Origin of the sequence: Streptomyces xinghaiensis S187, from assembly GCF_000220705.2 — a bacterium.
GTDB lineage: Bacteria > Actinomycetota > Actinomycetes > Streptomycetales > Streptomycetaceae > Streptomyces > Streptomyces xinghaiensis.
In genome coordinates, this window is the sequence record NZ_CP023202.1 from 2121245 (window position 1) to 2144518 (window position 23274).

At 72.7% G+C, this 23274-nt stretch carries 15 protein-coding genes; 9 read left to right on the forward strand and 6 right to left on the reverse strand.

Translation table 11 applies throughout. The annotated features are described in order from the left end of the window. Nucleotides 1–316: 316 nt before the first annotated feature. The 4 genes from SXIN_RS08880 to glgB all read left to right on the forward strand — a co-directional run bounded on the left by SXIN_RS08880 (nt 317) and on the right by glgB (nt 8518). Nucleotides 317–2314, forward strand: a complete 1998-nt coding sequence (locus tag SXIN_RS08880; RefSeq protein ID WP_019709952.1) for an alpha-1,4-glucan--maltose-1-phosphate maltosyltransferase — start codon at nt 317–319, stop codon at nt 2312–2314. After that, on the forward strand, nt 2311–4113 hold the full coding sequence (treS, locus tag SXIN_RS08885) for a maltose alpha-D-glucosyltransferase (protein WP_019709953.1): 1803 nt from the start codon (nt 2311–2313) through the stop codon (nt 4111–4113). Before SXIN_RS08880 ends, treS begins: the two co-directional genes overlap by 4 nt. Before the next feature lie 242 nt (nt 4114–4355). Continuing rightward, complete coding sequence (locus SXIN_RS08890; protein ID WP_019709954.1) at nt 4356–6032, forward strand: maltokinase N-terminal cap-like domain-containing protein; 1677 nt, start codon at nt 4356–4358, stop codon at nt 6030–6032. Continuing rightward, on the forward strand, nt 6029–8518 hold the full coding sequence (glgB, locus tag SXIN_RS08895) for a 1,4-alpha-glucan branching enzyme (protein WP_095756827.1): 2490 nt from the start codon (nt 6029–6031) through the stop codon (nt 8516–8518). The genes SXIN_RS08890 and glgB overlap by 4 nt, the downstream gene beginning before the upstream one ends. Before the next feature lie 262 nt (nt 8519–8780). On the opposite strand, the gene SXIN_RS08900 is transcribed toward glgB, so the two are convergent. Further along, the gene (locus tag SXIN_RS08900; RefSeq protein ID WP_192883567.1) at nt 8781–10253 is read right to left on the reverse strand and encodes a cation:dicarboxylate symporter family transporter; all 1473 of its coding nucleotides are present in this window, start codon (nt 10251–10253) and stop codon (nt 8781–8783) included. A 239-nt stretch (nt 10254–10492) separates the two neighbouring features. Between SXIN_RS08900 and SXIN_RS08905 the strand changes: the two genes are divergently transcribed. Then, complete coding sequence (locus SXIN_RS08905) at nt 10493–12205, forward strand: sensor histidine kinase (protein WP_095756828.1); 1713 nt, start codon at nt 10493–10495, stop codon at nt 12203–12205. Nucleotides 12206–12219: 14 nt separating this feature from the next. After that, nucleotides 12220–12909 (forward strand): response regulator, encoded by a 690-nt coding sequence (locus SXIN_RS08910; RefSeq protein ID WP_095756829.1) that lies wholly within the window; start codon nt 12220–12222, stop codon nt 12907–12909. A 163-nt stretch (nt 12910–13072) separates the two neighbouring features. Here the strand turns inward: SXIN_RS08910 and SXIN_RS08915 are convergent, their stop codons facing one another. Together SXIN_RS08915 and SXIN_RS08920 are read right to left on the reverse strand one after the other, a co-directional pair. Beyond that, nucleotides 13073–13816, reverse strand: coding sequence for a DUF4142 domain-containing protein (locus tag SXIN_RS08915; RefSeq protein WP_019709958.1), 744 nt, complete (start codon nt 13814–13816; stop codon nt 13073–13075). Between the two features lie 173 nt (nt 13817–13989). Continuing rightward, a complete protein-coding gene (locus SXIN_RS08920; RefSeq protein WP_019709959.1) occupies nt 13990–15015 on the reverse strand; it encodes an ATP-dependent 6-phosphofructokinase in 1026 nt (341 codons plus the stop codon). Between the two features lie 333 nt (nt 15016–15348). On the opposite strand from SXIN_RS08920, the gene pta reads away from it, so the two are divergent. The 3 genes from pta (at nt 15349) to pyk (ending at nt 20477) form a co-directional block, all read left to right on the forward strand. Further along, nucleotides 15349–17715, forward strand: coding sequence for a phosphate acetyltransferase (pta, locus tag SXIN_RS08925; protein WP_238153713.1), 2367 nt, complete (start codon nt 15349–15351; stop codon nt 17713–17715). A gap of 74 nt (nt 17716–17789) precedes the next feature. Continuing rightward, a complete protein-coding gene (locus SXIN_RS08930; RefSeq protein ID WP_039822227.1) occupies nt 17790–18944 on the forward strand; it encodes an acetate kinase in 1155 nt (384 codons plus the stop codon). 108 nt (nt 18945–19052) lie between these two features. After that, nucleotides 19053–20477, forward strand: coding sequence for a pyruvate kinase (gene pyk, locus SXIN_RS08935; protein ID WP_019709965.1), 1425 nt, complete (start codon nt 19053–19055; stop codon nt 20475–20477). 146 nt (nt 20478–20623) lie between these two features. On the opposite strand, the gene SXIN_RS08940 is transcribed toward pyk, so the two are convergent. The 3 genes from SXIN_RS08940 to SXIN_RS08950 all read right to left on the reverse strand — a co-directional run bounded on the left by SXIN_RS08940 (nt 20624) and on the right by SXIN_RS08950 (nt 23151). Further along, entirely contained in the window at nt 20624–21832 is a 1209-nt protein-coding gene (locus SXIN_RS08940) for a hypothetical protein (RefSeq protein ID WP_019709966.1), read from the reverse strand. 73 nt (nt 21833–21905) lie between these two features. Beyond that, entirely contained in the window at nt 21906–22427 is a 522-nt protein-coding gene (locus tag SXIN_RS08945; RefSeq protein WP_019709967.1) for a DUF6114 domain-containing protein, read from the reverse strand. Nucleotides 22428–22515: 88 nt separating this feature from the next. After that, entirely contained in the window at nt 22516–23151 is a 636-nt protein-coding gene (locus SXIN_RS08950) for a DUF6230 family protein (protein ID WP_019709968.1), read from the reverse strand. Nucleotides 23152–23274 lie beyond the last annotated feature (123 nt).

Below are 23274 nucleotides of genomic sequence, written 5' to 3' on the forward strand. Positions count from 1 at the left end.
ACACCCGCACCAGTACCGGACCGGCCCGTGACCCCGGCACACCGCCACCGTCACGGGCCGGTCCAGTTTTTACCTTTCGGGCCCCGATCGGAGGCCATCACCGTCATGTCCGGCGCCGGGCGGGGGCAGACTCCACCGATAGGCGGCGCCACGCTCCCCGCACCACCCGGCGCCGCCCACCGGCTCGCACAGTCACCCACTTGAGTGAACGCGGACAGGAGCGCCCATGCCCGCAACCGGCCAGTCGTCCATGGAGCATATAGAAAGAACAAAAGCCCGCAGAGTGGCTCGAACCGCTACGCCCCCAGGTGATCCCATGATCGGACGCATCCCCGTGCTCGACATCCGCCCGCTGGTCGACTGCGGGCGGCGGCCGGCCAAGGCGGTGGCCGGCGAGAGCTTCGAGGTCTCCGCGACGGTCTTCCGGGAGGGCCACGACGCGGTCGCCGCCAATGTGGTCCTGCTGGACCCCTCCGGCCGTCCCGGCCCCTGGACCCCGATGCGCGAACTGGCGCCCGGCACCGACCGCTGGGGCGCCCGGGTCACCCCGGGCTCCGAGGGCCCGTGGAGCTTCGCCGTCGAGGCGTGGAGCGACCCGGTCACCACCTGGCGCCGCCACGCCGAGATCAAGATCCCGGCCGGCATCGACACCGAACTCGTCCTCGCCGAGGGCGCCGCCCTCCACGAGAGGGCCGCCGTCGACGTCCCCAAGCGGGCCGGCCGGGAAGCCGTCCTGCGCGCCGTGGACGCGCTGCGCGACCGGGACCTCTCCCCCGCCGACCGGCTCGCCGCGGCCCTCGCCGAGGACGTCTCCGCGGTCCTCGCCCGCCATCCGCTGCGCGAACTGCTCACCCAGTCCCGCCGGGTGCCGCTGCTCGTGGAGCGCCGCCGCGCGCTCTACGGCTCCTGGTACGAGTTCTTCCCGCGCTCCGAGGGCGCCGTCACCGCCCCCGGCGAACCGCCCGTCAGCGGCACCCTCCGGACCGCGGCCGAGCGGCTGCCCGCCATCGCCGCGATGGGTTTCGACGTCGTCTACCTGCCGCCCGTCCACCCGATCGGCACCTCGTACCGCAAGGGCCCCGGCAACACCCTCACGGCCGGCCCGCACGACGTCGGCTCCCCCTGGGCGATCGGCTCGGTGGAGGGCGGTCACGACGCCCTCCACCCGGATCTCGGCACCTTCGAGGACTTCGACCACTTCGTGGCCCGGGCCCGGGCGCTGCGCATGGAGGTGGCGCTCGACTTCGCCCTGCAGTGCTCGCCGGACCATCCCTGGGTGCGCGAGCATCCGTCCTGGTTCCACCACCGGGCCGACGGCTCCATCGCCTTCGCCGAGAACCCGCCCAAGAAGTACCAGGACATCTACCCGGTGGCGTTCGACGCCGACATGACCGGCATCGTCCGCGAGACCCTGCGCATCCTGCGGCTGTGGATGGACCACGGGGTGCGGATCTTCCGGGTGGACAACCCGCACACCAAGCCCGTGATGTTCTGGGAGCGGGTCATCGCCGACATCAACCGCCGCGACCCGGACGTCATCTTCCTCGCCGAGGCGTTCACCCGCCCGGCGATGATGCACACCCTGGCGGCCATCGGCTTCCAGCAGTCGTACACCTACTTCACCTGGCGCGAGACCAAGGAGGAACTGACCGCCTACCTCACCGAGCTCTCCGGCGACGCGGCCGCCTGCATGCGGCCCAACTTCTTCGCCAACACGCCCGACATCCTCCCCGGCCACCTCCAGGAGGGCGGCCGGCCCGCCTTCGAGGCGCGGGCCGTTCTCGCCGCCACCCTCTCCCCGGCCTGGGGGATCTACTCCGGCTACGAGCTGTGCGAGAACACCCCGGCGCGCCCCGGCAGCGAGGAGTACCTGCACTCGGAGAAGTACGAACTGCGGCCCCGCGACTGGGAGGCGGCCGAGCGGGAGGGGCGGACCATCGCCCCGCTGATCACCCGGCTCAACCGGATCCGCCGCCGTCACCCGGCTCTCCAGCAACTGCGGGACCTGCGTTTCCACCACGCGGACAACGACGCGGTGATCGCCTACTCGAAACGTACTCACGGCGACAGCCCGGATGTCGTACTCACGGTCGTGAACCTCGACCCGCACCACACCCAGGAGGCGACGGTCTCGTTGCACATGCCGGAACTCGGCCTCGACTGGCACGAGTCCGTCCCGGTGCGCGACGAGCTCACCGGCGAGACCTACCACTGGGGCAGGGACAACTACGTGCGTCTGGAACCGGGGATCCGGCCGGCGCACGTGTTCACCCTGCGACCGTCCTCACCGATCGGAGGGTCACCCACATCATGATCGTCAACGAGCCCGTCCAGGACACCTTCGAGGACACACCGGCGCAGGACCGCGATCCCGACTGGTTCAAGCGCGCCGTCTTCTACGAGGTGCTGGTCCGCTCCTTCCAGGACAGCAACGGCGACGGCATCGGCGACCTCAAGGGCCTCACGGCCAAACTCGACTATCTGCAGTGGCTCGGCGTGGACTGCCTCTGGCTGCCGCCGTTCTTCAAGTCCCCGCTGCGGGACGGGGGTTACGACGTCTCCGACTATCTCGCGGTGCTCCCCGACTTCGGGGACCTCGCCGACTTCGTCGAGTTCGTCGACGCCGCCCACCAGCGCGGCATGCGGGTCATCATCGACTTCGTCATGAACCACACCAGCGACCAGCACGAGTGGTTCCAGGAGTCGCGCCGCAACCCGGACGGCCCGTACGGCGACTACTACGTCTGGGCCGACGACGACAAGCAGTACCAGGACGCCCGGATCATCTTCGTCGACACCGAGGCCTCCAACTGGACCTTCGACCCGGTGCGCCAGCAGTACTACTGGCACCGCTTCTTCTCCCACCAGCCGGACCTCAACTTCGAGAACCCGGCCGTCCAGGAGGAGATCATCTCCGCTCTGCGCTTCTGGCTGGACCTCGGCATCGACGGCTTCCGGCTGGACGCCGTGCCCTACCTCTACGCCGAGGAGGGCACCAACTGCGAGAACCTGCCGCGGACCCACGACCTCCTCAAGCGGGTCCGCGCCGAGATCGACGCCCACTACCCCGACACCGTGCTGCTCGCCGAGGCCAACCAGTGGCCCGAGGACGTCGTCGACTACTTCGGCGACTTCGAGAAGGGCGGCGACGAGTGCCACATGGCGTTCCACTTCCCGGTCATGCCGCGCATCTTCATGGCGGTGCGCCGCGAGTCGCGCTACCCGGTCTCGGAAATCCTGGCCAAGACCCCGGCCATCCCCTCCGGCTGCCAGTGGGGCGTCTTCCTCCGCAACCACGACGAGCTGACCCTCGAAATGGTCACGGACGAAGAGCGCGACTACATGTACTCCGAGTACGCCAAGGACCCGCGGATGCGCGCCAACATCGGCATCCGCCGCCGGCTGGCCCCGCTGCTCGACAACGACCGCAACCAGATCGAGCTGTTCACCGCCCTGCTGCTCTCCCTCCCCGGCTCGCCGATCCTCTACTACGGCGACGAGATCGGCATGGGCGACAACATCTGGCTCGGCGACCGGGACGCGGTCCGCACCCCGATGCAGTGGACCCCCGACCGCAACGCCGGCTTCTCCTCCTGCGACCCGGGCCGGCTCTTCCTGCCGACCATCATGGACCCGGTCTACGGCTACCAGGTGACCAACGTCGAGGCGGCCATGAGCAGCCCCTCCTCGCTGCTCCACTGGACCCGCCGGATGATCGAGATCCGCAAGCAGAACCCGGCCTTCGGCCTCGGCTCGTACAGCGAACTCCCGTCCAGCAACCCGGCGGTGCTCGCCTTCCTCCGGGAGACCCCGGGGCCGGGCCAGGAGGACGACGACCTGGTGCTGTGCGTCAACAACTTCTCCCGCTTCGCCCAGCCCACCGAGCTGGACCTGCGGGCGTTCGCGGGGCGCCATCCCGTGGAGCTGATCGGCGGGGTGCGCTTCCCCGCCATCGGGGAACTCCCCTATCTGCTCACGCTCGCCGGCCACGGCTTCTACTGGTTCCGGCTCCGCCGGTCCGCGGCCCCGGTGGCGGCGGACGCACCGGGCGGCGGTGACGCCCCGGGCGCGCCGCGCACCGGCGAGGTCCCGCGCCCGCTCAACGGCGGCTGACCGCACCGGTCACCGCTGTTACAGCCCCGCGGCGGGGCGGTTACGACCGGATTCACCGGTTTTCACCGCCCCGCCCCGGGCAGGCTCTCCTCTACGCACCCCAGTCCGCACAGCGCATAGGCCAATCGCCTTACCTGATCGGACGATCCTCACCCGACACGTCCCGCACCGCCGGACAGCAATTGCCGCAATCCGGGACACTCTGCGCATCTACGGTGTGCCCGGGGAAAGGACGCGACGCCATGTCGGAGGGCTCGATCCGCGCCAACCCGTACAGCACGCCCCGCACCACCGTCACCGCCCCGGACTCACCTGCGGACCGTGCGGCGGACGCACCGGACCGGCCGCCCGCGCCGGAGCAGAACGCGCCGGCGGACACCCGGGCCCCCGCCGGACCGCCCGGCCGGGGCCGGGCACGCACCACCACCCGCTCGCTGCTCCCCTCGCTCGTCCCCCTGCTCCGCTCCTGGCTGCCCCGGCAGCGCTGGTTCGCCGGCAAGGGCAACCCCATCACGGGCTTCTCCCTCGTCTCCGCCACCGAGATCCTGCCGTGCACCGCGGGCGGGGCCGCCCCCGGACTGCTCCATCTCCTCGTCCGCGCCCAGCAGCAGCCCGGCACCGCCGACTGCTACCAGCTCCTCATCGGCATCCGCTCCACCCTTCCCCCGCACCTCGCGCACACCCTGATCGGCCGCCCCGCCGAGGGCCCGCTCCACGGCCACACCGTCTACGAGGCCCTGGCCGACCCACGCCTGGCCGGGCTGCTCCTGGAGCGGCTGCGCGTCCCCGGCCGGCTCGGCGCGCTCCGCTTCACCCGCGCCCCCGGCACCGCCATCGCCTCCGGGCTCGCCCCCCGGGTGATCACCGCCGAGCAGTCCAACTCCTCGGTGGTCTACGGCGACGCGTACATCCTCAAGGTCTTCCGCCGCATCGGCACCGGCGTCAACCCCGACCTCGAACTCCCGCTGGCCCTCGCCCGGGCGGGCTGCGAACGCGTCCCGCACCCCACCGCCTGGTTCGAGGCCGACCCGGGGGTGGACGCCGCCGCCGGCGCCGGGCTCGCCTCCGTCCCCGCCGACGACCCGGCCGGCGGGCCGCTCACCCTCGGCATCCTCCAGCCCTTCCTGCCCGGCTCCGCCGACGGCTGGCAGCTCGCCCTCAACTCCCTCTCCGTACAAGCCGACTTCACCGGCGCCGCGCACGCCCTCGGCCGCGCCACCGCCGAGGTGCACACCGCCCTCGCCGAGGCCCTGCCGACCGCCGTCCTGCGCCGGCCGCAGATCGAGCACATCGCGGGCGGCATGACCGAACGGCTGGAGGCCGCCGCGTCCGCCGTGCCCGCGCTGCGCCCGTACCGCGAACCGCTGCGCGCCGCCTACGACGAGCTCGCCGCCCTCGGCAACCGCGGCCGCACCTGGCACGCCCAGCGGATACACGGTGACCTCCACCTCGGCCAGGCCCTCCGCAGCGCGCACGACGGACGCTGGTCCCTCATCGACTTCGAGGGCGAGCCGGCCCGGCCGATCTCCGAACGCCGCCGGCTGCAGCCCGTGGCCCGGGACATCGCCGGCATGCTGCGCTCCTTCGACTACGCGGCCCGCACCCACCAGCCCGCGTCCGGCGGCGCCCCCGGCTGGTCCCGGCAGTGGTCCCGGCAGAGCCGGGCGGCCTACTGCGGCGGCTATGCGGAGGCCGCCGGAACCGATCCGCGCGACGAACCCGAACTCCTGCGCGCCTACGAGACGGACAAGGCCGTCTACGAGGTGCTGTACGAGGCGCGCCACCGCCCCGACTGGCTCCCGGTGCCGATGGCGGCGATCCGCCGCCTTGCCGGGCAGCGGGAGGAGGCGCCGCCTCCCGCCCGGGTTCCCGCGTACGAACGTCCGTTCCCCACTCCTCCGAGGAGGACTCAGTCGTGACCGCTCGTCCGCCGTCCCCGCCCCCGTCCGGCCCCGCCGGCGACTCCACCGAGCAGCGGCCCGGGACCGCGGCCGCCGAACCGGCCGCCCGGCCCGGCCGCAGCCGCGCCAAGGCGTCCGGCACCGCGCCACGGCGGGCCGCCGCGCCCCGGACGCCGGCCGCGCCGCGGACGCCGGGCGCACCACGGCAGGCCGTGGCACCGCCGGCCCCCGGTGCGGCCGAGGACGGGACGGGACGGCCGTCCGCCTCCTCCCCCCGCGCCGTCCGTCCCGCGCCGCTCGACCCCGCCGACCGGCAGCGTCTCCTCGACGGCACCCACCACGACCCGCACGCCCTGCTGGGGGCCCGTCCCCTGCCGGAGGGCGGTGTCCTCTTCCGCGCGCTGCGCCCGTACGCCCACGCCGTGGCCGTCGTGGCCGGCGGCGGTCCGGAGGCCGGCCCCGGCACCGCTCTGCACTCCGAGGGCGACGGCCTCTTCGCGGGCGTCCTGCCCCTCGACGCGGTTCCGGAGGACTACCGGCTGCTGGTCTCCTACGGCGACCCCGGCGCCCCCGAGGTGCTGGAGCAGCACGACCCGTACCGCTTCCTGCCCGCCCTCGGCGAGTTCGACCTGCATCTGATCCACGAGGGGCGCCACGAACGGCTGTGGGAGGCGCTCGGCGCGGAGCCGATGACCCACGGCGGCGTCGCGGGCACCCGGTTCACCGTCTGGGCACCCAATGCCCGCGGTGTGCGCGTCACCGGCGACTTCACCTGCTGGAACGGCACCGGCCACCCGATGCGCTCGCTCGGCGGCAGCGGCGTCTGGGAGCTGTTCGTGCCCGGGGTCGGCGAGGGCGCCCTCTACAAGTTCGACATCGCCGGGCCCGACGGCGCGCACAGCCTGCGCGCGGATCCGATGGCCCGGCGCACCGAGTGCCCGCCCGCCACCGCCTCGATCGTCACCTCCTCCGGCTACCGGTGGGGGGACGAGGAGTGGATGCGCCGCCGCGCCGGGCGCCGCGTCCACCAGGCGCCGTTCTCGGTCTACGAGGTGCATCCGGCGTCCTGGCGCCCGGGGCTGGGCTACCGGCAGCTCGCCGAGCAACTGCCCGCGTACGTCAAGGAGCTGGGGTTCACGCACGTCGAGCTGATGCCGGTCGCCGAGCACCCCTTCGGCGGCTCCTGGGGCTACCAGGTCACCTCCTACTACGCGCCGACCGCCCGGCTGGGCACCCCGGACGACTTCCGGTATCTGGTGGACGCCCTGCACCGGGAGGGCATCGGGGTCATCGTCGACTGGGTGCCCGCGCACTTCCCCAAGGACGCGTGGGCGCTCGCCCGGTTCGACGGCACACCGCTCTACGAGCCCGCCGACCCGCGGCGCGCCGAGCACCCCGACTGGGGCACGCTGACCTTCGACTACGGGCGCACGGAGGTCCGCAACTTCCTGGTCGCCAACGCCGTGTACTGGTGCGAGGAGTTCCACATCGACGGTCTGCGGGTCGACGCGGTGGCGTCCATGCTCTACCTGGACTACTCGCGGGAGGGCGGTGAGTGGGTGCCCAACCAGTACGGGGGCCGGGAGAACCTCGACGCCGTGGCGTTCCTGCAGGAGATGAACGCGACCGTCTACCGGCGCTGCCCCGGCGTCGTCACCATCGCGGAGGAGTCCACGGCCTGGGACGGCGTCACCCGGCCCACGCACGTCACCGGCCCGAACGGCCTGGGCGGTCTGGGCTTCGGCCTGAAGTGGAACATGGGCTGGATGCACGACTCGCTGGGCTACATGGCGCGCGAGCCCGTGCACCGCAAGTACCACCACCACGAGATGACCTTCTCGATGGTGTACGCGTACAGCGAGAACTACGTGCTGCCCATCTCGCACGACGAGGTGGTGCACGGCAAGGGCCCCCTGGTGAACAAGATGCCCGGCGACTGGTGGCAGCGGCGCGCCGGCCACCGCGCGTACCTGGGCTTCATGTGGGCCCACCCGGGCAAGCAACTGCTTTTCATGGGGCAGGAGTTCGCACAGGGCGCGGAGTGGTCGGAGGCGCACGGGCCGGAGTGGTGGCTGCTGGACGACACCTACGCGGCGGCCGGTGACCACCGGGGCGTCCGCGACCTGGTCCGCGATCTCAACCACGCCTACACCGCCGAGCCGGCGCTCTGGGAGCGGGACACCGATCCGTCCGGCTTCAGCTGGATCGACGGCGACGCGGCGGAGGACAACGTCTTCGCCTTCCTCCGGCTGGCCGCGGACGGGTCGCCGCTGCTGTGCGTCAGCAACTTCTCCCCGGTGGTGCGCCGGGACTACCGGCTCGGGGTGCCGAGCGAGCCCACCGGCTGGCAGGAGGTCCTCAACACCGACGGGGCCCGCTACGGCGGCAGCGGCGTCGGCAACCCGGACCCCCTCAAGCCGGAGGCGTCCCCGTGGCACGGCCGGCGCGTCAGCATCCGGGCCACGCTGCCGCCGCTGGCGACGGTCTGGCTCCGGCCGGTCTGACGGGATCCGACGGGCTGACGGGAGCCGCCGGAACCGGCGGGGTGCGGTCCGGTGCCACGAGGGCTCGTACGGCCTCGCCCGTACGGGCCCTCGGCCGTGCGGCCGGACGCGGGCCGGCTCGCGAACCGCACAGGGGTGACGCCCCTCCGGCAGCCAGGGGAAACAGCCGGAGGGGCGTCGGGGGAGATGGTCTGGGGCGGGTGCGCCCGGGTCCGTGGGAGGGTACCGCGGGCCGGTCGCGGTGGACCCGGGCGCCGGCCCGTCAGACGCCCACCGGCTCCTTCGTCCCGCCGGGGTGGTCAGGTCCCGGGTGGGAGGAGGATTCCGGAGCACTGCGGGCGTCGTCGTTACGGTGGCCGGGGTCCCGGCCGGGGCCGGCCGCGGGGCCGGAGCCGCGGTCGTGGTCGGGTTCGGGGTTGTGGTCGTGATCGTCGACGAACGTCTGCTCGTCGAACGGGAGGTGCCCGGCGAGGACCTTGCCGGCCCGGTCCCGGTCGATCTCCTTCGTCCAGGTGCCGACCAGGACCGTCGCCACGGCGTTGCCCGCGAAGTTGGTCAGGGCGCGGGCCTCGCTCATGAAGCGGTCGATGCCGACGATGAGGCCGACGCCGTCGACCAGTTCCGGACGGTGGGACTGGAGCCCGCCCGCCAGGGTGGCCAGGCCGGCACCGGTCACGCCGGCCGCCCCCTTGGAGGCGATGATCATGAAGACGAGCAGGGAGATCTGCTGGCCGAGGGAGAGCGGGTCGCCCATCGCCTCGGCGACGAAGAGCGAGGCCATCGTGAGGTAGATCGCCGTGCCGTCGAGGTTGAAGGAGTAGCCGGTCGGCACGGTGATGCCGACGACCGGCCTGCTGACGCCCAGGTGTTCCATCTTGGCGATGAGACGCGGCAGGGCGGACTCCGAGGAGGAGGTCGAGACGATCAGCAGGAACTCGCGGCCGAGGTACCGGAGCAGGGTGAGGATGTTGACGCCCGCGACGATCCTCAGCAGCGCGCCGAGGACGACGAAGACGAAGACCGCGCAGGTGGTGTAGAAGCCGATCATGACGACGGCGAGGGACTTGAGCGCGCCGGCACCCGTCTCGCCGACCACCGCCGCGATGGCGCCGAAGGCCCCGACCGGCGCCACCCACATGATCATCGCCAGTACCCGGAAGACCAGCCGCTGGAGGTGGCCGATGCCGCGGAGGAGCGGCTCCCCGGCGCTGCCCATGGCCTGCAGGGCGAAGCCGGTGAGGAGCGCGATGAGCAGGGTCTGCAGCACCTCGCCCTCGGTGAAGGCCGAGACCATGGTGGTGGGGATGATGCCGAGCAGGAAGTCGGTGGTGGACTCACTGGCGCCCGCGGCCTGGGCCTCGCCGGCGCTGCGCGCGGACTCGGTCAGGTCCAGGGTGACGCCGGGGAGCATGTTGCCGACGACCAGGCCGATGGCGAGCGCCACGGTCGACATGATCATGAAGTAGGCGAGGGCGAGACCGCCGACGGCGCCGACCTTCGCGGCCTTGCGCACCGATCCGACGCCGAGCACGATGGTGCAGAAGATGATCGGTGAGATCATCATCTTGATCAGTCCGACGAAGCCGGTGCCGAGCGGCTTCAGCTCGGCGGCCACCCCCGGCGCCGCGAAGCCGAGGAGGATGCCGGCCAGCACGGCGGCGATGACGGCGAGGTACAGATAGTGGGTTCTGTCCCGTCGCACCCGGCGGCTCTCAGGTGGGGCTTGTTCGGCCACGGTGGTCCTCCTGCGTCGTGATTCCCGGTCGTTCGCGCCGCTTCCGGTGCCGTCCCACCCGTCCCGCGCTCCGGCTCGGCGTCCCGGCGACTATCCATCAGCGGGTGACCCGGGTCACGGTTGTGTTCATTGAGTTCGCGGACGGCGCCGGTCCGCTACGGAGTGCGCGGGCGCCGGGACGGAACGGAGGCGCCCCGCACCCCTGCCGGTCCCCGGGACACACCGGGCAGACTGGGCGCATGCGTGTTCCCCGCCCCCGGAGCCTGGCCGGCCAGCTCTTCGCCATGCAGGTCGTGCTGGTCGCCGTCGTGGTGGCGGGATACGCGGTGTTCACCTACGTCACCGACCTGCGGCAGACCGAGGAGACGGCGCGGCTGCGGGCGATGACGGCGGCGCGGGCGATCGCCGCCTCACCGTCCGTCCCGGAGGCGATCCGCGGCGCGGACCCGACGGCGGTGCTGCAGCCGTACGCGGAGACCGTCCGCCGCGACACCGGGGTCGCCTTCGTCACGATCATGGACCCGGACGGCATCCGCTGGACGCATCCGGACCCGGAGCGGATCGGCGAGGAGTTCCTGGGCCACACCGGCCCGGCACTCGCGGGACGCACCTTCTCCGAGACGTACACCGGCACCCTCGGCCCGTCGGTGCGGGTGGTGACGCCGATACGGGACGGCGGCCGGGTGGTGGGCCTGGTGAGCGCCGGGATCACGGTGGAGCGGATCAGCGCCGAGGTCCGCCGGCAGATGGCCGTGCCGGCGGGGGTGGCGCTGGGGGCGCTGGTGCTCGGCGGCCTCGGCACCTACGTCGTCAACGCCCGGCTGCGCCGCCATACGCACGGGATGAACGCCGCGGAGCTGAGCCGGATGCACGACTACCACCAGGCGGCGCTGCACGCGGTCCGCGAGGGGCTGCTGATGCTGGACGGGCAGCGGCGGATCGCGCTGGTCAACGACGGGGGGCGGGAACTGCTGGGGCTGGGCCAGGACGCCGTGGGCCGCCGCGTCACCGAACTCGGGCTGCCGCCGTCGCTGACCGGGGCGCTGCTGGCCTCGGAACCCCGGGTGGACGAGGTCCATCCCACGGCCGAGCGGATCGTGGTGGTGAACACCTCGCCGGTCTCGGGCGGTGAGCGGCGCGGCACGGTCGTCACCCTGCGGGACCACACGGAGCTCCAGGCGCTCTCCGGGGAGCTCGACTCGGTGCGCGGCTTCGCGGAAGCGCTGCGGTCGCAGGCGCACGAGGCGGCGAACCGGCTGCACGCGGTGGTGTCGCTGATCGAACTGGGCCGCGCGGACGAGGCCGTGCGGTTCGCGACGGAGGAGCTGGAGCTGGCGCAGGCGCTGACGGACCGGGTGGTCGCGGCCGTGGGCGAGCCGGTGCTGGCGGCCCTGCTGCTCGGCAAGGCGGCGCAGGCGAGCGAGCGGGGCGTGGAGCTGACCCTGGCCCCGGAGAGCCGGATCGACGACGGTGTGCTGCCGCCGGAGCTGCCGCCGCGCGATCTGGTGACGATCCTCGGCAATCTGATCGACAACGCGGTGGAGGCGGCCGGCGGGGAGAGCTCCGGCGCGGAGGGCCGGGAGCGGCGCCCGCGGGTGACGGTGACCGCGCGGGCCGCGGACGGCGAACTGCTGCTGCGGGTGCGGGACACCGGTCCCGGCATCACCCCGGAGGCGCTGGACGGCATGTTCGAACGCGGCTGGACGACGAAGGCGGCACGGCGCATCGGCGCGGAGGGCGGCGCGGGGCGCGGGATCGGCCTGGCGCTCGTCCGGCAGGCGGTGCGCCGCAACGGCGGGACGATCGAGGCCGCGCCGGCGGACGGCCGGGGCGGCGGCACGGCCGGTGACGACGGCACGGCCGGTGGTGGCGACACGGCCGGTGGTGGCGACGGCGGCGCGGAGTTCACCGTACGGCTGCCGCTGGCGGCCGTGGCGGGGGCGGCCCGGTGAGCGGGGGCGGCCCGGTGAGCGGGCGGGTGCCGATCCGGGTGCTGGTGGTCGAGGACGATCCGGTGGCCGCGGACGCGCACGCGCTCTACGTCGAGCGGGTGCGCGGGTTCGAGGTGGCCGGCACGGTGCACTCCGGGTCGGCGGCGCGGCGTCATCTGGAGCGGGACCCGGTGGATCTGCTGCTGCTCGATCTCTATCTGCCGGACGGCCACGGGCTGGGGCTCCTGCGCTCCCTGCGCGCCGCGGGCCGGACGGCGGACGTGATCGCGGTGACCTCCGCGCGCGATCTGGCGGTGGTGCGGGAGGGCGTGTCGCTCGGCGTCGTCCAGCACGTGCTGAAGCCCTTCGCCTTCGCGACGCTCCGCGAACGGCTCGTGCGCTACGCCGAGTTCCGTGCGGCGGCGGGGGAGGCGAGCGGGCAGGAGGAGGTGGACCGCGCCCTGTCCGCCCTGCGCGCACCGTCGCCCCCGGCGCTGCCGAAAGGGCTCAGCGGCCCGACCCTGGAGTCGGTCACCCGGGCGCTGCGCGGCGCGGACCGCAGCGGGATCACGGCGCAGGCGGCCGGTGAGGCGGTGGGGATCTCCCGCATCACGGCCCGCCGCTACCTGGAACACCTGGTGGACACCGGACGGGCCGAACGACGGCCGCAGTACGGGCAGGTGGGGCGGCCGGAGCTGTACTACCGCTGGCTGAGCCCCGCATGACGGCCGGGCCCTGCCCGGCCGTTCCGCTCCGCGCCCGGTCTCCCGGCAGGCGCCCGCACGGGAGCGGTACGGCCGGCCCCGTCAACGCCTCCGGGCGGTACGGCCGGCCGTTGCCGGCGCCGTACCGCCCGGAGCGGCGGGGGCCCGTGGCGCGGGTGGCGCGCTACTTCGTCACGGCGGCCTCGACCTCGGCGAAGGTCTCGGCGTCCACCAGCCCGGTGTCCTCCAGGACCTCCAGGTGATCCAGCACGGTCTGGTTGGCCTGCCGCGCATGACGGCGGATCAGGTCGTTCTGCGTCGAGCCGCGGACCTCGCCGATGACGGCGAAGATCTTGCCGTGCGAGGCGCGCAGGAGATTGGCGAAGAGCTTGTCGAACTCGGCGCCCTTGGCGGCCTTCATCTGCCGGACCCACTCCTGCTGCTCGGCCGTGGCCTGGTCGGGGATCTGCACCCCGAGGAGCTTGGCGTCCTCGCGGACGAGCTGGTCCAGCTTGGCGTGGCCGTCGATGAGGTGGAGCCCGGCGCGCTTGACCGCCTCGCTGGAGGCGTTGGTCTGGGCCAGCCGCCCGGCGGGGATCTCCCACAGCCCGGCCTGGCGCACGGATGACAGGAACTTCTTGTCCACCTCGGTGACGGTCCCGATGTCACCCGCGGCGGCCCCGTTCTGCGCCTGCCCCTGCGCCTGCCCTTGTGCCTGCCCTTGTGCCTGCCCGTCGGCGCCGACGGCGCCGTCGGCTCCCGCCTGCGGCGCGCCCGCGATCGGGCTCGCCTCCTCGTTGGCCTGGCTGCTGCTGGTCTGCAGGTTGATCAGTACGGGTATGAGTGCCAGTACGGCGACGATCGCTAGGGCGATGGCCGCCGTGCGCATCGACACTCTGGGCTTCTCGGCCCGGCGGTTGCTGCGCACGGTGCCTCCTCCTGGGGACGGGTGTTCCATCCCATACGGAGGGGGCGGCGGGGGTGTTCACCGTCCCGGAGGGGCAATCGGATTGCCCTTCTCCGCGCGGCGGCCGGGCCCGGAAGGGCACCGGGGGCGACCGCACGGCCCGCCCTGCGACCCCGACAGGCCGACAGGCCGGTCTAGTAGACGGACTCCGCCTCGCGCATCCGGTGCTCCGGGACCGTCTTCAGCTCCGACACGGCCTCGGCCAGCGGCACCAGGCGGATGTCGTTGCCGCGCAGCGCGGTCATCATGCCGAACTCCCGCCGGTGCGCGGCCTCCACGGCGTGCCAGCCGAAGCGGGTGGCGAGGACGCGGTCGAACGCGGTCGGGGTGCCGCCGCGCTGGACGTGGCCGAGGATGACGGGGCGGGCCTCCTTGCCGATCCGGCGTTCCAGTTCGGCGGCGAGGCGGTTGCCGATCCCGGTGAAGCGCTCGTGCCCGTACTGGTCGATCCGGCCCTTCTCGTACGGCATGGAGCCCTCGGCCGGGTGCGCGCCCTCGGCGACGCAGACGACGGCGAACTTCTTCCCGCGGGAGAAGCGTTCCTCGATCATCTCGCAGAGCTTGTCGAGCTGGAACGGCCGTTCGGGCAGGCAGATGCCGTGGGCACCGCCCGCCATGCCCGACTCCAGGGCGATCCAGCCCGCGTGCCGGCCCATCACCTCGACGACCATGATGCGCTGGTGCGACTCGGCGGTGGTCTTCAGCCGGTCCAGTGCCTCGGTGGCGACGCCGACGGCGGTGTCGAAGCCGAAGGTGCGGTCGGTGGCCGAGATGTCGTTGTCGATGGTCTTCGGCACGCCCACGACCGGCATCCCCGCGTCGGAGAGCATCCGGGCCGCGGTGAGCGTGCCCTCGCCGCCGATCGGGAGGAGCGCGTCCAGGCCCAGTTCACCGCAGAGTTCCTCGGCGTGGTCGCAGGCCTCGTCGAGCCGGCCGCGCTCCAGCCGGGCGGAGCCGAGGATGGTGCCGCCGCGGGAGAGGATGCCGCTGACCGCGTCCAGGTCCAGCTTCCGGTAGCGCCGTTCGAGCAGTCCCTTGAACCCGTCTTCAAAACCGATGACCTCGTCGCCGTGGCCGACCACGGCGCGGTGCACCACGGACCGGATCACAGCGTTCAGTCCGGGGCAGTCGCCGCCTGCGGTGAGGACTCCGATGCGCATGGTGCTGTGTCTCCTGTGGTGGGATTTCCGGTCCGGAAGTGGGGGGAGATACGGATGTGTCAATCCGATTGTTCCACGCCCGGCGGGCCGGTGACGCTTCCAGCCGTCCGGACGAGCGCCTTACCGACCGGTACGGATAGTGTCAAGACGAGCGCTCGCCACGCGGGGGTTATTCACCCCGCGGGCCGGTGAGGCTTCCCCGTGCCCGGTCTTCGTACGCACGGGGGCGGCGGCCCGGAAGCATGGGGCACCAGCGGGACGGGCAGCCGCGAGCGAGAACGAGGCGTGAGCCCGGCGGGACCGGCCGGGACGAGCGAGGAACGGAGAGCACGCGTGACGCGCAGCGTGTACGTCACCGGGATCGACCGGGGCGACGGCCGCCAGGTCGTCGAGCTGGGGGTGATGGAGCTCCTGACCCGCCACGTGGACCGGGTGGGCGTCTTCCGCCCGCTGGTGCACGACGGACCGGACCGGCTCTTCGAACTGCTCCGCGCCCGCTACCGGCTGCTGCAGGACTCCGGGTCGGTCTACGGCATGAGCTACGAGGCGGCGGCCGCCCTCCAGGCGGAGCGCGGCACCGACGAACTGGTCTCCCATCTGGTGGACCAGTTCCACGCCATGGCGCGGGACTACGAGTTCGTCCTCGTCCTGGGCACCGACTACGCCGAGACGGGCGTCCCGGCGGAGCTCAACCTCAACGCCCGGCTCGCCAACGAGTTCGGCGCCGCGCTGATCGCCGTCGTCGGCGGGCAGAAGCAGCCGGCCGAGTCCGTACGGGCCGAGGTGCACAACGCGTACGCCGCCTTCGACTCCCTCGGCTGCGACGTCGTCGCCATGATCGCCAACCGGGTGAACCCCGCGGAGCAGCAGGAGATCGCGGCCGGGCTGGCCGCCAAGCTGCCCGTCCCCTGCTACGTCCTGCCGGAGGACAGCTCGCTCTCCGCGCCCACCGTGCAGCAGATCGTGCAGTCCCTGGGCGCGGAGGTGCTGCTCGGCGACGCGGCCGGACTCGCCCGGGACGCCCGGGACTTCGTCTTCGGCGGCGCCATGATGCCGACCTTCCTCGCCGCGCTCACCGAGGGCGCCCTCGTGGTCACCCCCGGGGACCGGGCGGATCTGATCATCGGCGCGCTCGCCGCCCACGCGGCCGGCTCGCCGCCCATCGCGGGGGTGCTGCTCACCCTCGACGAGCGGCCGGGGCCGGACATCATGGCGCTCGCCGAACGGCTCGCACCGGGCACCCCCGTGGTCTCCGTGCCGGGCAAGAGCTTCCCCACGGCGGGCGAACTCTTCGCGCTGGAAGGCAAGTTGAACGCCTGGTCGCCGCGGAAGACGGAGACCGCGCTCGGCCTGTTCGACCGGCACGTCGACACCGCCGACCTGACCTCCCGGATCTCGCTGGCCCGCTCCAGCCGCGTCACGCCGATGATGTTCGAGCACGAGCTGATCGAACGGGCCCGGGCGCACCGCCGCCGCGTCGTCCTCCCCGAGGGCACCGAGGAGCGGGTGCTGCGCGCGGCGGACGTCCTGCTCCGCCGCGACATCTGCGACCTGACGCTGCTCGGCGACCCGGAGACGATCCGGCGGCGCGCCTCCGAACTCACCGTGGAGCTGGCGGACGCCCAGCTCATCGACCCCCGCACCTCACCGCTGCGGGAGCGCTTCGCCGAGCTGTACGCCAAGCTCCGGGCGCACAAGGGCGTCGACTACGAGCTGGCGTACGACGTGGTCGCCGACGTCTCGTACTTCGGCACCCTGATGGTCCAGGAGGGGCTGGCCGACGGCATGGTCTCCGGTGCGGCGCACTCCACGGCCGCGACGCTGCGCCCCGGCTTCGAGATCATCAAGACCGCTCCGGGCGCGCACATCGTCAGCTCGGTGTTCTTCATGTGCCTGGCCGACCGGGTCCTCGTCTACGGCGACTGCGCGGTCAACCCGGACCCGGACGCCGAGCAGCTCGCCGACATCGCCATCCAGTCGGCCGGTACGGCGGCCAAGTTCGGCGTGGAGCCGCGGATCGCGATGCTCTCGTACTCCACCGGCACCTCGGGCCACGGCGCCGACGTCGACAAGGTGCGCAAGGCCACCGAACTGGTGCGGCAGCGGCGGCCGGACCTGATGGTCGAGGGGCCGATCCAGTACGACGCCGCCGTGGACGCCACCGTGGCCGCCGCGAAGCTGCCCGGGTCGGAGGTCGCCGGACGGGCCACGGTGCTGGTCTTCCCCGACCTCAACACCGGCAACAACACCTACAAGGCGGTTCAGCGGTCGGCGGGCGCCGTCGCGGTCGGCCCCGTCCTGCAGGGGCTGCGCAAGCCGGTGAACGACCTGTCGCGCGGCGCGCTGGTGCCGGACATCATCACCACGGTGGCGATCACGGCCATCCAGGCCCAGGAGCGGAGCGTCCCGGCCGGGCAGGCGGCGGGGGACGCGCAGCCGGCACCGGCCGCACGGCCCGCGCCCCCGGCAGCGGCGGGCGCGGCACAGCCGGCCCTGGAGCCGAGGCGGTCGCCGCGGGCCCTGGGAACGGGCACGGGCACGTCGGCTCCGGCCCCCGGCGGCGCGGAGGCCGGATCGGCGGACATCACGCACCAGGCGGAGAGCGCCCACCGGAACGAGAATCCCCGGGAGACCCGTCCCGAGGAGCCACGGCCCGCCACACCCGGAACCCCCCGGACGCGGAAGGCGCGGCCCGAGTGAGCACCGATTCCGCGGGCCCGGCCCGCTCCACCGCACCCGCAACGGACCGTCCGGCGGGCACCCGCGTCCTCGTCATCAACTCCGGCTCCTCGTCGGTCAAGTACCAGCTCCTGGACATGGCCGGCCGGACCGGCGCGGACGGCACGGGTGCCGTGCGGCTCGCCTCCGGGCTGGTGGAGCGGATCGGCGAGGGCCCCGTCGCCGACCACGCGGCCGCCCTGCGGCAGGCGGCGGCCGAACTGGACGAGCGCGGGCTGGGCCTGGACTCCCCCGGTCTCGCCGCCGTCGGCCACCGCGTGGTGCACGGCGGCACCCGGTTCACCGGGCCGACGCGGATCACCGACGAGGTGGTGGCGGGGATCGAGGAGCTGATCCCGCTCGCCCCGCTCCACAACCCGGCGAACATCCAGGGCATCAAGGTGGCCCGGGAGCTGCGCCCGGACCTGCCGCAGGTCGCCGTCTTCGACACCGCGTTCCACTCGACGATGCCCGAGCACGCGGCCCGCTACGCGATCGACACCGCCACCGCCGACGCCCACGGGGTGCGCCGCTACGGTTTCCACGGCACCTCGCACGCCTATGTCTCGCGGGCCGCCGCGGCGCTGCTGGGCCGGGAGCCCGCCGAGGTCAACGCCATCGTGCTGCACCTGGGCAACGGCGCCAGCGCGTCCGCCGTCGCGGGCGGGGTGTGCGTGGAGACGTCGATGGGCCTGACCCCGCTGGAGGGGCTCGTCATGGGCACCCGCTCGGGCGATCTGGACCCGGCCGTGATCTTCCATCTGTCCCGGGAGGCGGGGATGTCCACGGACGAGATCGACACCCTGCTCAACAAGCGGAGCGGTCTGCTCGGCCTGTGCGGGGACAACGACATGCGGGAGATCGGCCGCCGGATGGCCGAGGGGGACCGCGCGGCCGGGCTGGCGTTCGAGATCTACGTCCACCGGCTGCGGAAGTACGTGGGTGCGTACACCGCCGTGCTGGGCCGGGTGGACGTCATCGCGTTCACGGCGGGCGTCGGGGAGAATTCGGCTGCCGTACGGGAGGCGGCCATGCGCGGGCTGGAGGCTCTGGGCATCGCACTCGACCCGGTGCGCAACGCGCTGCGCGGGTCGTCCGCCCGGCTGATCTCGGCCGACGGCAGCAGGACCGCCGTGGCCGTGATCCCCACCGACGAGGAACTGGAGATCGCGACACAGGCATACGCGCTGGTCGGTGCGGTACGCGACTGAACACGGCCGCACCCGCTCACCGGAGCTCCGGACGGCGGCCGGGCAGCGTCAGCACAGGATCAGGACAGGAATATTCCGCTCCGAAACAAACCCGATAGGATGGCCCCCATGCGCCGTTCCAAAATCGTCTGCACCCTGGGCCCAGCCGTCGACTCCTACGAGCAGCTGAAGTCGCTGATCGAGGCCGGTATGAACGTGGCCCGCTTCAACATGAGCCACGGGAGCCACCCGGAGCACGAGGAGCGGTATCACCGCGTCCGGAAGGCGTCGGAGGAGACCGGCCGGGCGGTCGGTGTGCTCGCCGACCTCCAGGGGCCGAAGATCCGGCTGGAGACCTTCGCCGAGGGCCCGGTCGAGCTGGTCCGCGGGGACGAGTTCACCATCACCACCGAGGACGTCGCGGGCGACAAGTCCATCTGCGGCACCACCTACAAGGGCCTGCCGGCGGACGTCTCCAAGGGCGAGTCCGTCCTCATCAACGACGGCGCGGTGGCGCTGCAGGTGACGGAGGTGGACGGGCCGCGGGTCCGGACCATCGTCATCGAGGGCGGGGTCATCTCCGACCACAAGGGCATCAACCTGCCGGGCGTGGCGGTGAACGTGCCGGCGCTGTCGGAGAAGGACGTCGAGGACCTGAGGTTCGCGCTCCGGCTCGGCTGCGACATGGTGGCGCTGTCCTTCGTCCGGGACGCGTCGGACGTCCGCGACGTGCACCGGGTGATGGACGAGGTCGGCCGCCGGGTCCCCGTCATCGCCAAGGTGGAGAAGCCGCAGGCCGTCGCCAACATGGAGGAGGTCGTGATGGCCTTCGACGGCGTGATGGTCGCCCGTGGCGACCTGGCCGTCGAGTATCCGCTGGAGAAGGTCCCGATGGTGCAGAAGCGGCTGGTGGAGATGTGCCGCCGCAACGCCAAGCCGGTGATCGTCGCCACGCAGATGATGGAGTCGATGATCAACTCCTCGCGGCCGACCCGTGCCGAGGCCTCCGATGTGGCCAACGCGATCCTGGACGGCGCGGACGCGGTGATGCTGTCGGCCGAGTCCTCGGTCGGCAAGTACCCGATCGAGACGGTCAAGACGATGTCCCGCATCGTCGAGGAAGCCGAGCAGGAGTGGCTCAACCGCGGCCTCCAGCCGCTGGTGCCCGGCAAGAAGCCGCGCACCCAGGGCGGTTCGGTGGCCCGCGCGGCCTGCGAGATCGCCGACTTCCTGGGCGCCAAGTCGCTGGTGGCGTTCACCAAGTCCGGTGACACCGCCCGCCGGCTGTCCCGCTACCGGGCGAGCCAGCCGATCCTGGCCTTCACCACCGACCCGGCGACCCGCTGCCAGCTCGCGCTGAGCTGGGGCGTGGAGACCCACGTCGTCCCGCACGTCGACAACACCGACGCGATGGTGGACCTGGTCGACGCGGAGCTGCTCAAGCTGCACCGCTACAACGAGGGCGACACCATGATCATCACGGCGGGCTCCCCGCCCGGCGTGCCCGGCACCACCAACATGGTCCGGGTCCACCACCTGGGCGCCCAGGGCTGAGGCCCGGCCCCCGGGCAGCGGCTCCGCGCCGCGCCCGTCCCCCCGCACCACGCGGCGTGGGCCGCCCCGTCCGGGGCGGCCCACCTGTCGTCTCGCGGCTCCGGGAACGGGGTAACCGTGCCCGGCGTGCGGTGTGGCGTTCCGTCTCAGCCCCCGTCGTACATCTTCATGCCGGGGACCGTCAGGTCTCCGCCGAACTGGCCGGCCTGGGTGACCTTCACACCGGTGAAGAAGACCTCGGGGAGGTTCAGCGGCGGCGGGCTCTTGGGGCTGAAGGTGATCGGGATGATGCCCAGGAGGTTGCCCTTGAGCTCCTCCGTGTACATGGTCACCGTGCCGCCCCGGATCGTGGAGTTGCTGCCCTCCGCGGCCTTCACATGGGTGGTGCTGCCGCCGGGGGCCTGGACCATCTGGTGGAGGTCCCGGATGTCCACGCCGGTGGCGGTGAACTTCAGGACTTCCTTGACCTTGCCGCTCCAGGTCCTGACCTTGACGATGCCCTTGTAGTCGAGGCCGTGCAGCGAGAGCTTGCTGCTCTGCAGGATCCACGGCTCGTCGGGCAGCAGGGCCGGGGTCGGGTCAACCTCCGCGTCGGCCAGGGCCTGGGCGTCGTACTCGGGGCAGGGGAACGGCTGCAGGCCGTCCTCGGCGGTCGGCGAGGGGGACGGGGTGGCCGCGTCCTCGGCGTCCTCGGCCGCCTTCTCCGCGGCCTCCCTGGCCTTCTCCTCCGCCGTCTTGGCGGCCGATCCGGCGGCGTCCGCGACCTCCTCCACGGCCTCGCCGGCGCTCTCGCGCGCCGAGTCCGCGGGCTCCTTCGCGTCCGCGGAGGGCTCCGCCGACGGGGTGGCGCTCGGAGAGGCGGTGGCCGAGGGCTCCGCGGTCTCCTCCTTGTCGCCGCCGCCGGTGAAGAAGTCGTTGATCTTCTCACCGATGCCCAGCGGGTCGAGCGGGTTCCTCGTCTCGGACTCCGACGGGGACGGCTCCGGCTCCGGGGACTCCTCGGCCGCGGACCCGGACGCCTCGGAGGATTCCGCGGACCCGCCGTCCTCCGCACTCGGGGCGGGCTCCGGCTCCGGCGCACCGCCGGACGACGGCTCGGGGGCCGGCTCGGACGTCTCCGGCCCGGCGGCGCCGTCCTTCTCACCCGCGGCCCGGTCGTCCGTCTTCCCGTCCTCGGCGGCCTTGCCGTCCTCGTCCGGCTCGTCGGGCTGGGACACGCACTTGCCCGGCTTGAACTTGGGCTGCGGGTCGGCCTGGGCCAGCGGGGTGCTGAGTCCCATGCCCACGAGCACGGCGGTCGGCATGGCCGCCAGGGCTATCGCCCGGCCGGCGGGCATGTGCAAACGCGTGAGCATCGACTTTCTCGGGGCCGCGTGGCGCGGCCCTTCTGCTGCGCGACGGCGGCTCTCGCCGTCGAGCCGAGCCTCGTCAGCCCGCACGGTGCCTCCCCTTCTCGGATTCTTCGTCCGCCCAGACGCCGGCCGCGGCCGGTTCCGGCGCGGAGGCACCGTCCTCGCTCTCCGGCACCCTCCGGGGTGCGGGTTCCTCCTCGGGCTTCTTGCCGGGCGCCCAGGCGATGGCCAGGGCACCGCCGATGAGGGCGGGCAGGAAGCCCAGCAGGAAGCCTCCGATGTTGGAGACCACCAGCGAGACCAGTGCGAGCATGATCGCCGCGACGCCGGCGAAGGTCTTGGCGACGGACTGGTACCACATCGTCAGGCCCAGGACGACCAGGAGAACCCCGATGACCAGCGAGCCCGCGCCCGCCGTGGTCGCCATACGGATCGTCAGCTGTCCGACGGTGAGGTTCGCGTACGGGAAGTACGCGATCGGCAGTCCGCCCAGCAGTGTCAGCAGGCCCGCCCAGAAGGGCCGGTTGCCACGCCAGACGCGGAAACGAAGCCTCCAGTAGTGGAATCGGCCGCTCGGACCCGGTGACTCGGCGCTCATGGAAAACAGCTCCCTGGTACGGGCATTGCTCAAAAAGTGAGGAAGTGGGCGGGCGGGGGGTGAAGCCCCCGCCCGCCCGGGCGAGTGCTTAGTAGCACTCCTTGACGCCCTTGTGCAGCTTCATCGAGAGGCCGCTCAGCTTGAAGGTTCCGGCGCTGGTCGCCCAGGCCGTCTGCTTCACGTTCTTCAGGACGGCCTTGTCGGCCTCCTGGGCGAATCCGAACGGGTTCGCCTGCTCCTTGCCGCCCTTCATGCCGGGGCCCTTGGTGCTGGACCCGGCGGCGACACCGATGTTGATGTTCTTGAACGTCGCGTCGGCGTTCAGGTCGGCGACATCGATGTAGAGGTTGTCGGCGGCGACGGCGGTGCCGTTGCCGCCGGCCTTCAGCTGCAGCGACACCGAGCCGAGACCGGGGATGCCCGGCGTGACCACCGACTGGCACATGTTGGTGATCTCGGCGTGCTTGAACGCGGAGACCGCCACCGGGTGGGCGGTGTCCTTGCCCTCCAGGGTCTTGCCCTGCGCGATCGCGCCGTACTGGACGAATCCTTCACCTTCGAGGTGGTCGGCCGTCACCTTGAAAGACTGCCCGGAAACGCTGAAGGACGCCGCCAGCGCACCCTGCGCCATCGCGATGCCCACCGCGGCGGTGGCCGCCACGCTGGGCACCATCACCACGGCGAACCGCTTCCATCTGGTCCCGCCACGCACCTGGGACTCCATGACTTTCCTCCTTCTCGGACGTACATCTCCGGCCGGGGGAGCCCCTGGCCTGGGATGGGAGAAGTGCTACGTCCTCGGAAAGGAGAACGCCGTCTCGGAGACGGAAACGTGTCCGAAACCCGG

Excerpts from the sequence above, each read along its gene's own strand:
- SXIN_RS08890 (WP_019709954.1), top strand. The coding sequence starts at position 4,356 with ATGTCGGAGGGCTCGATCCGCGCCAACCCGTACAGCACGCCCCGCACC.
- treS (WP_019709953.1), top strand. The coding sequence starts at position 2,311 with ATGATCGTCAACGAGCCCGTCCAGGACACCTTCGAGGACACACCGGCG.
- SXIN_RS08905 (WP_095756828.1), top strand. The coding sequence starts at position 10,493 with ATGCGTGTTCCCCGCCCCCGGAGCCTGGCCGGCCAGCTCTTCGCCATG.
- SXIN_RS08880 (WP_019709952.1), top strand. The coding sequence starts at position 317 with ATGATCGGACGCATCCCCGTGCTCGACATCCGCCCGCTGGTCGACTGC.
- SXIN_RS08940 (WP_019709966.1), bottom strand. The coding sequence starts at position 21,832 with ATGCTCACGCGTTTGCACATGCCCGCCGGCCGGGCGATAGCCCTGGCG.
- pyk (WP_019709965.1), top strand. The coding sequence starts at position 19,053 with ATGCGCCGTTCCAAAATCGTCTGCACCCTGGGCCCAGCCGTCGACTCC.
- SXIN_RS08945 (WP_019709967.1), bottom strand. The coding sequence starts at position 22,427 with ATGAGCGCCGAGTCACCGGGTCCGAGCGGCCGATTCCACTACTGGAGG.
- SXIN_RS08920 (WP_019709959.1), bottom strand. The coding sequence starts at position 15,015 with ATGCGCATCGGAGTCCTCACCGCAGGCGGCGACTGCCCCGGACTGAAC.
- SXIN_RS08950 (WP_019709968.1), bottom strand. The coding sequence starts at position 23,151 with ATGGAGTCCCAGGTGCGTGGCGGGACCAGATGGAAGCGGTTCGCCGTG.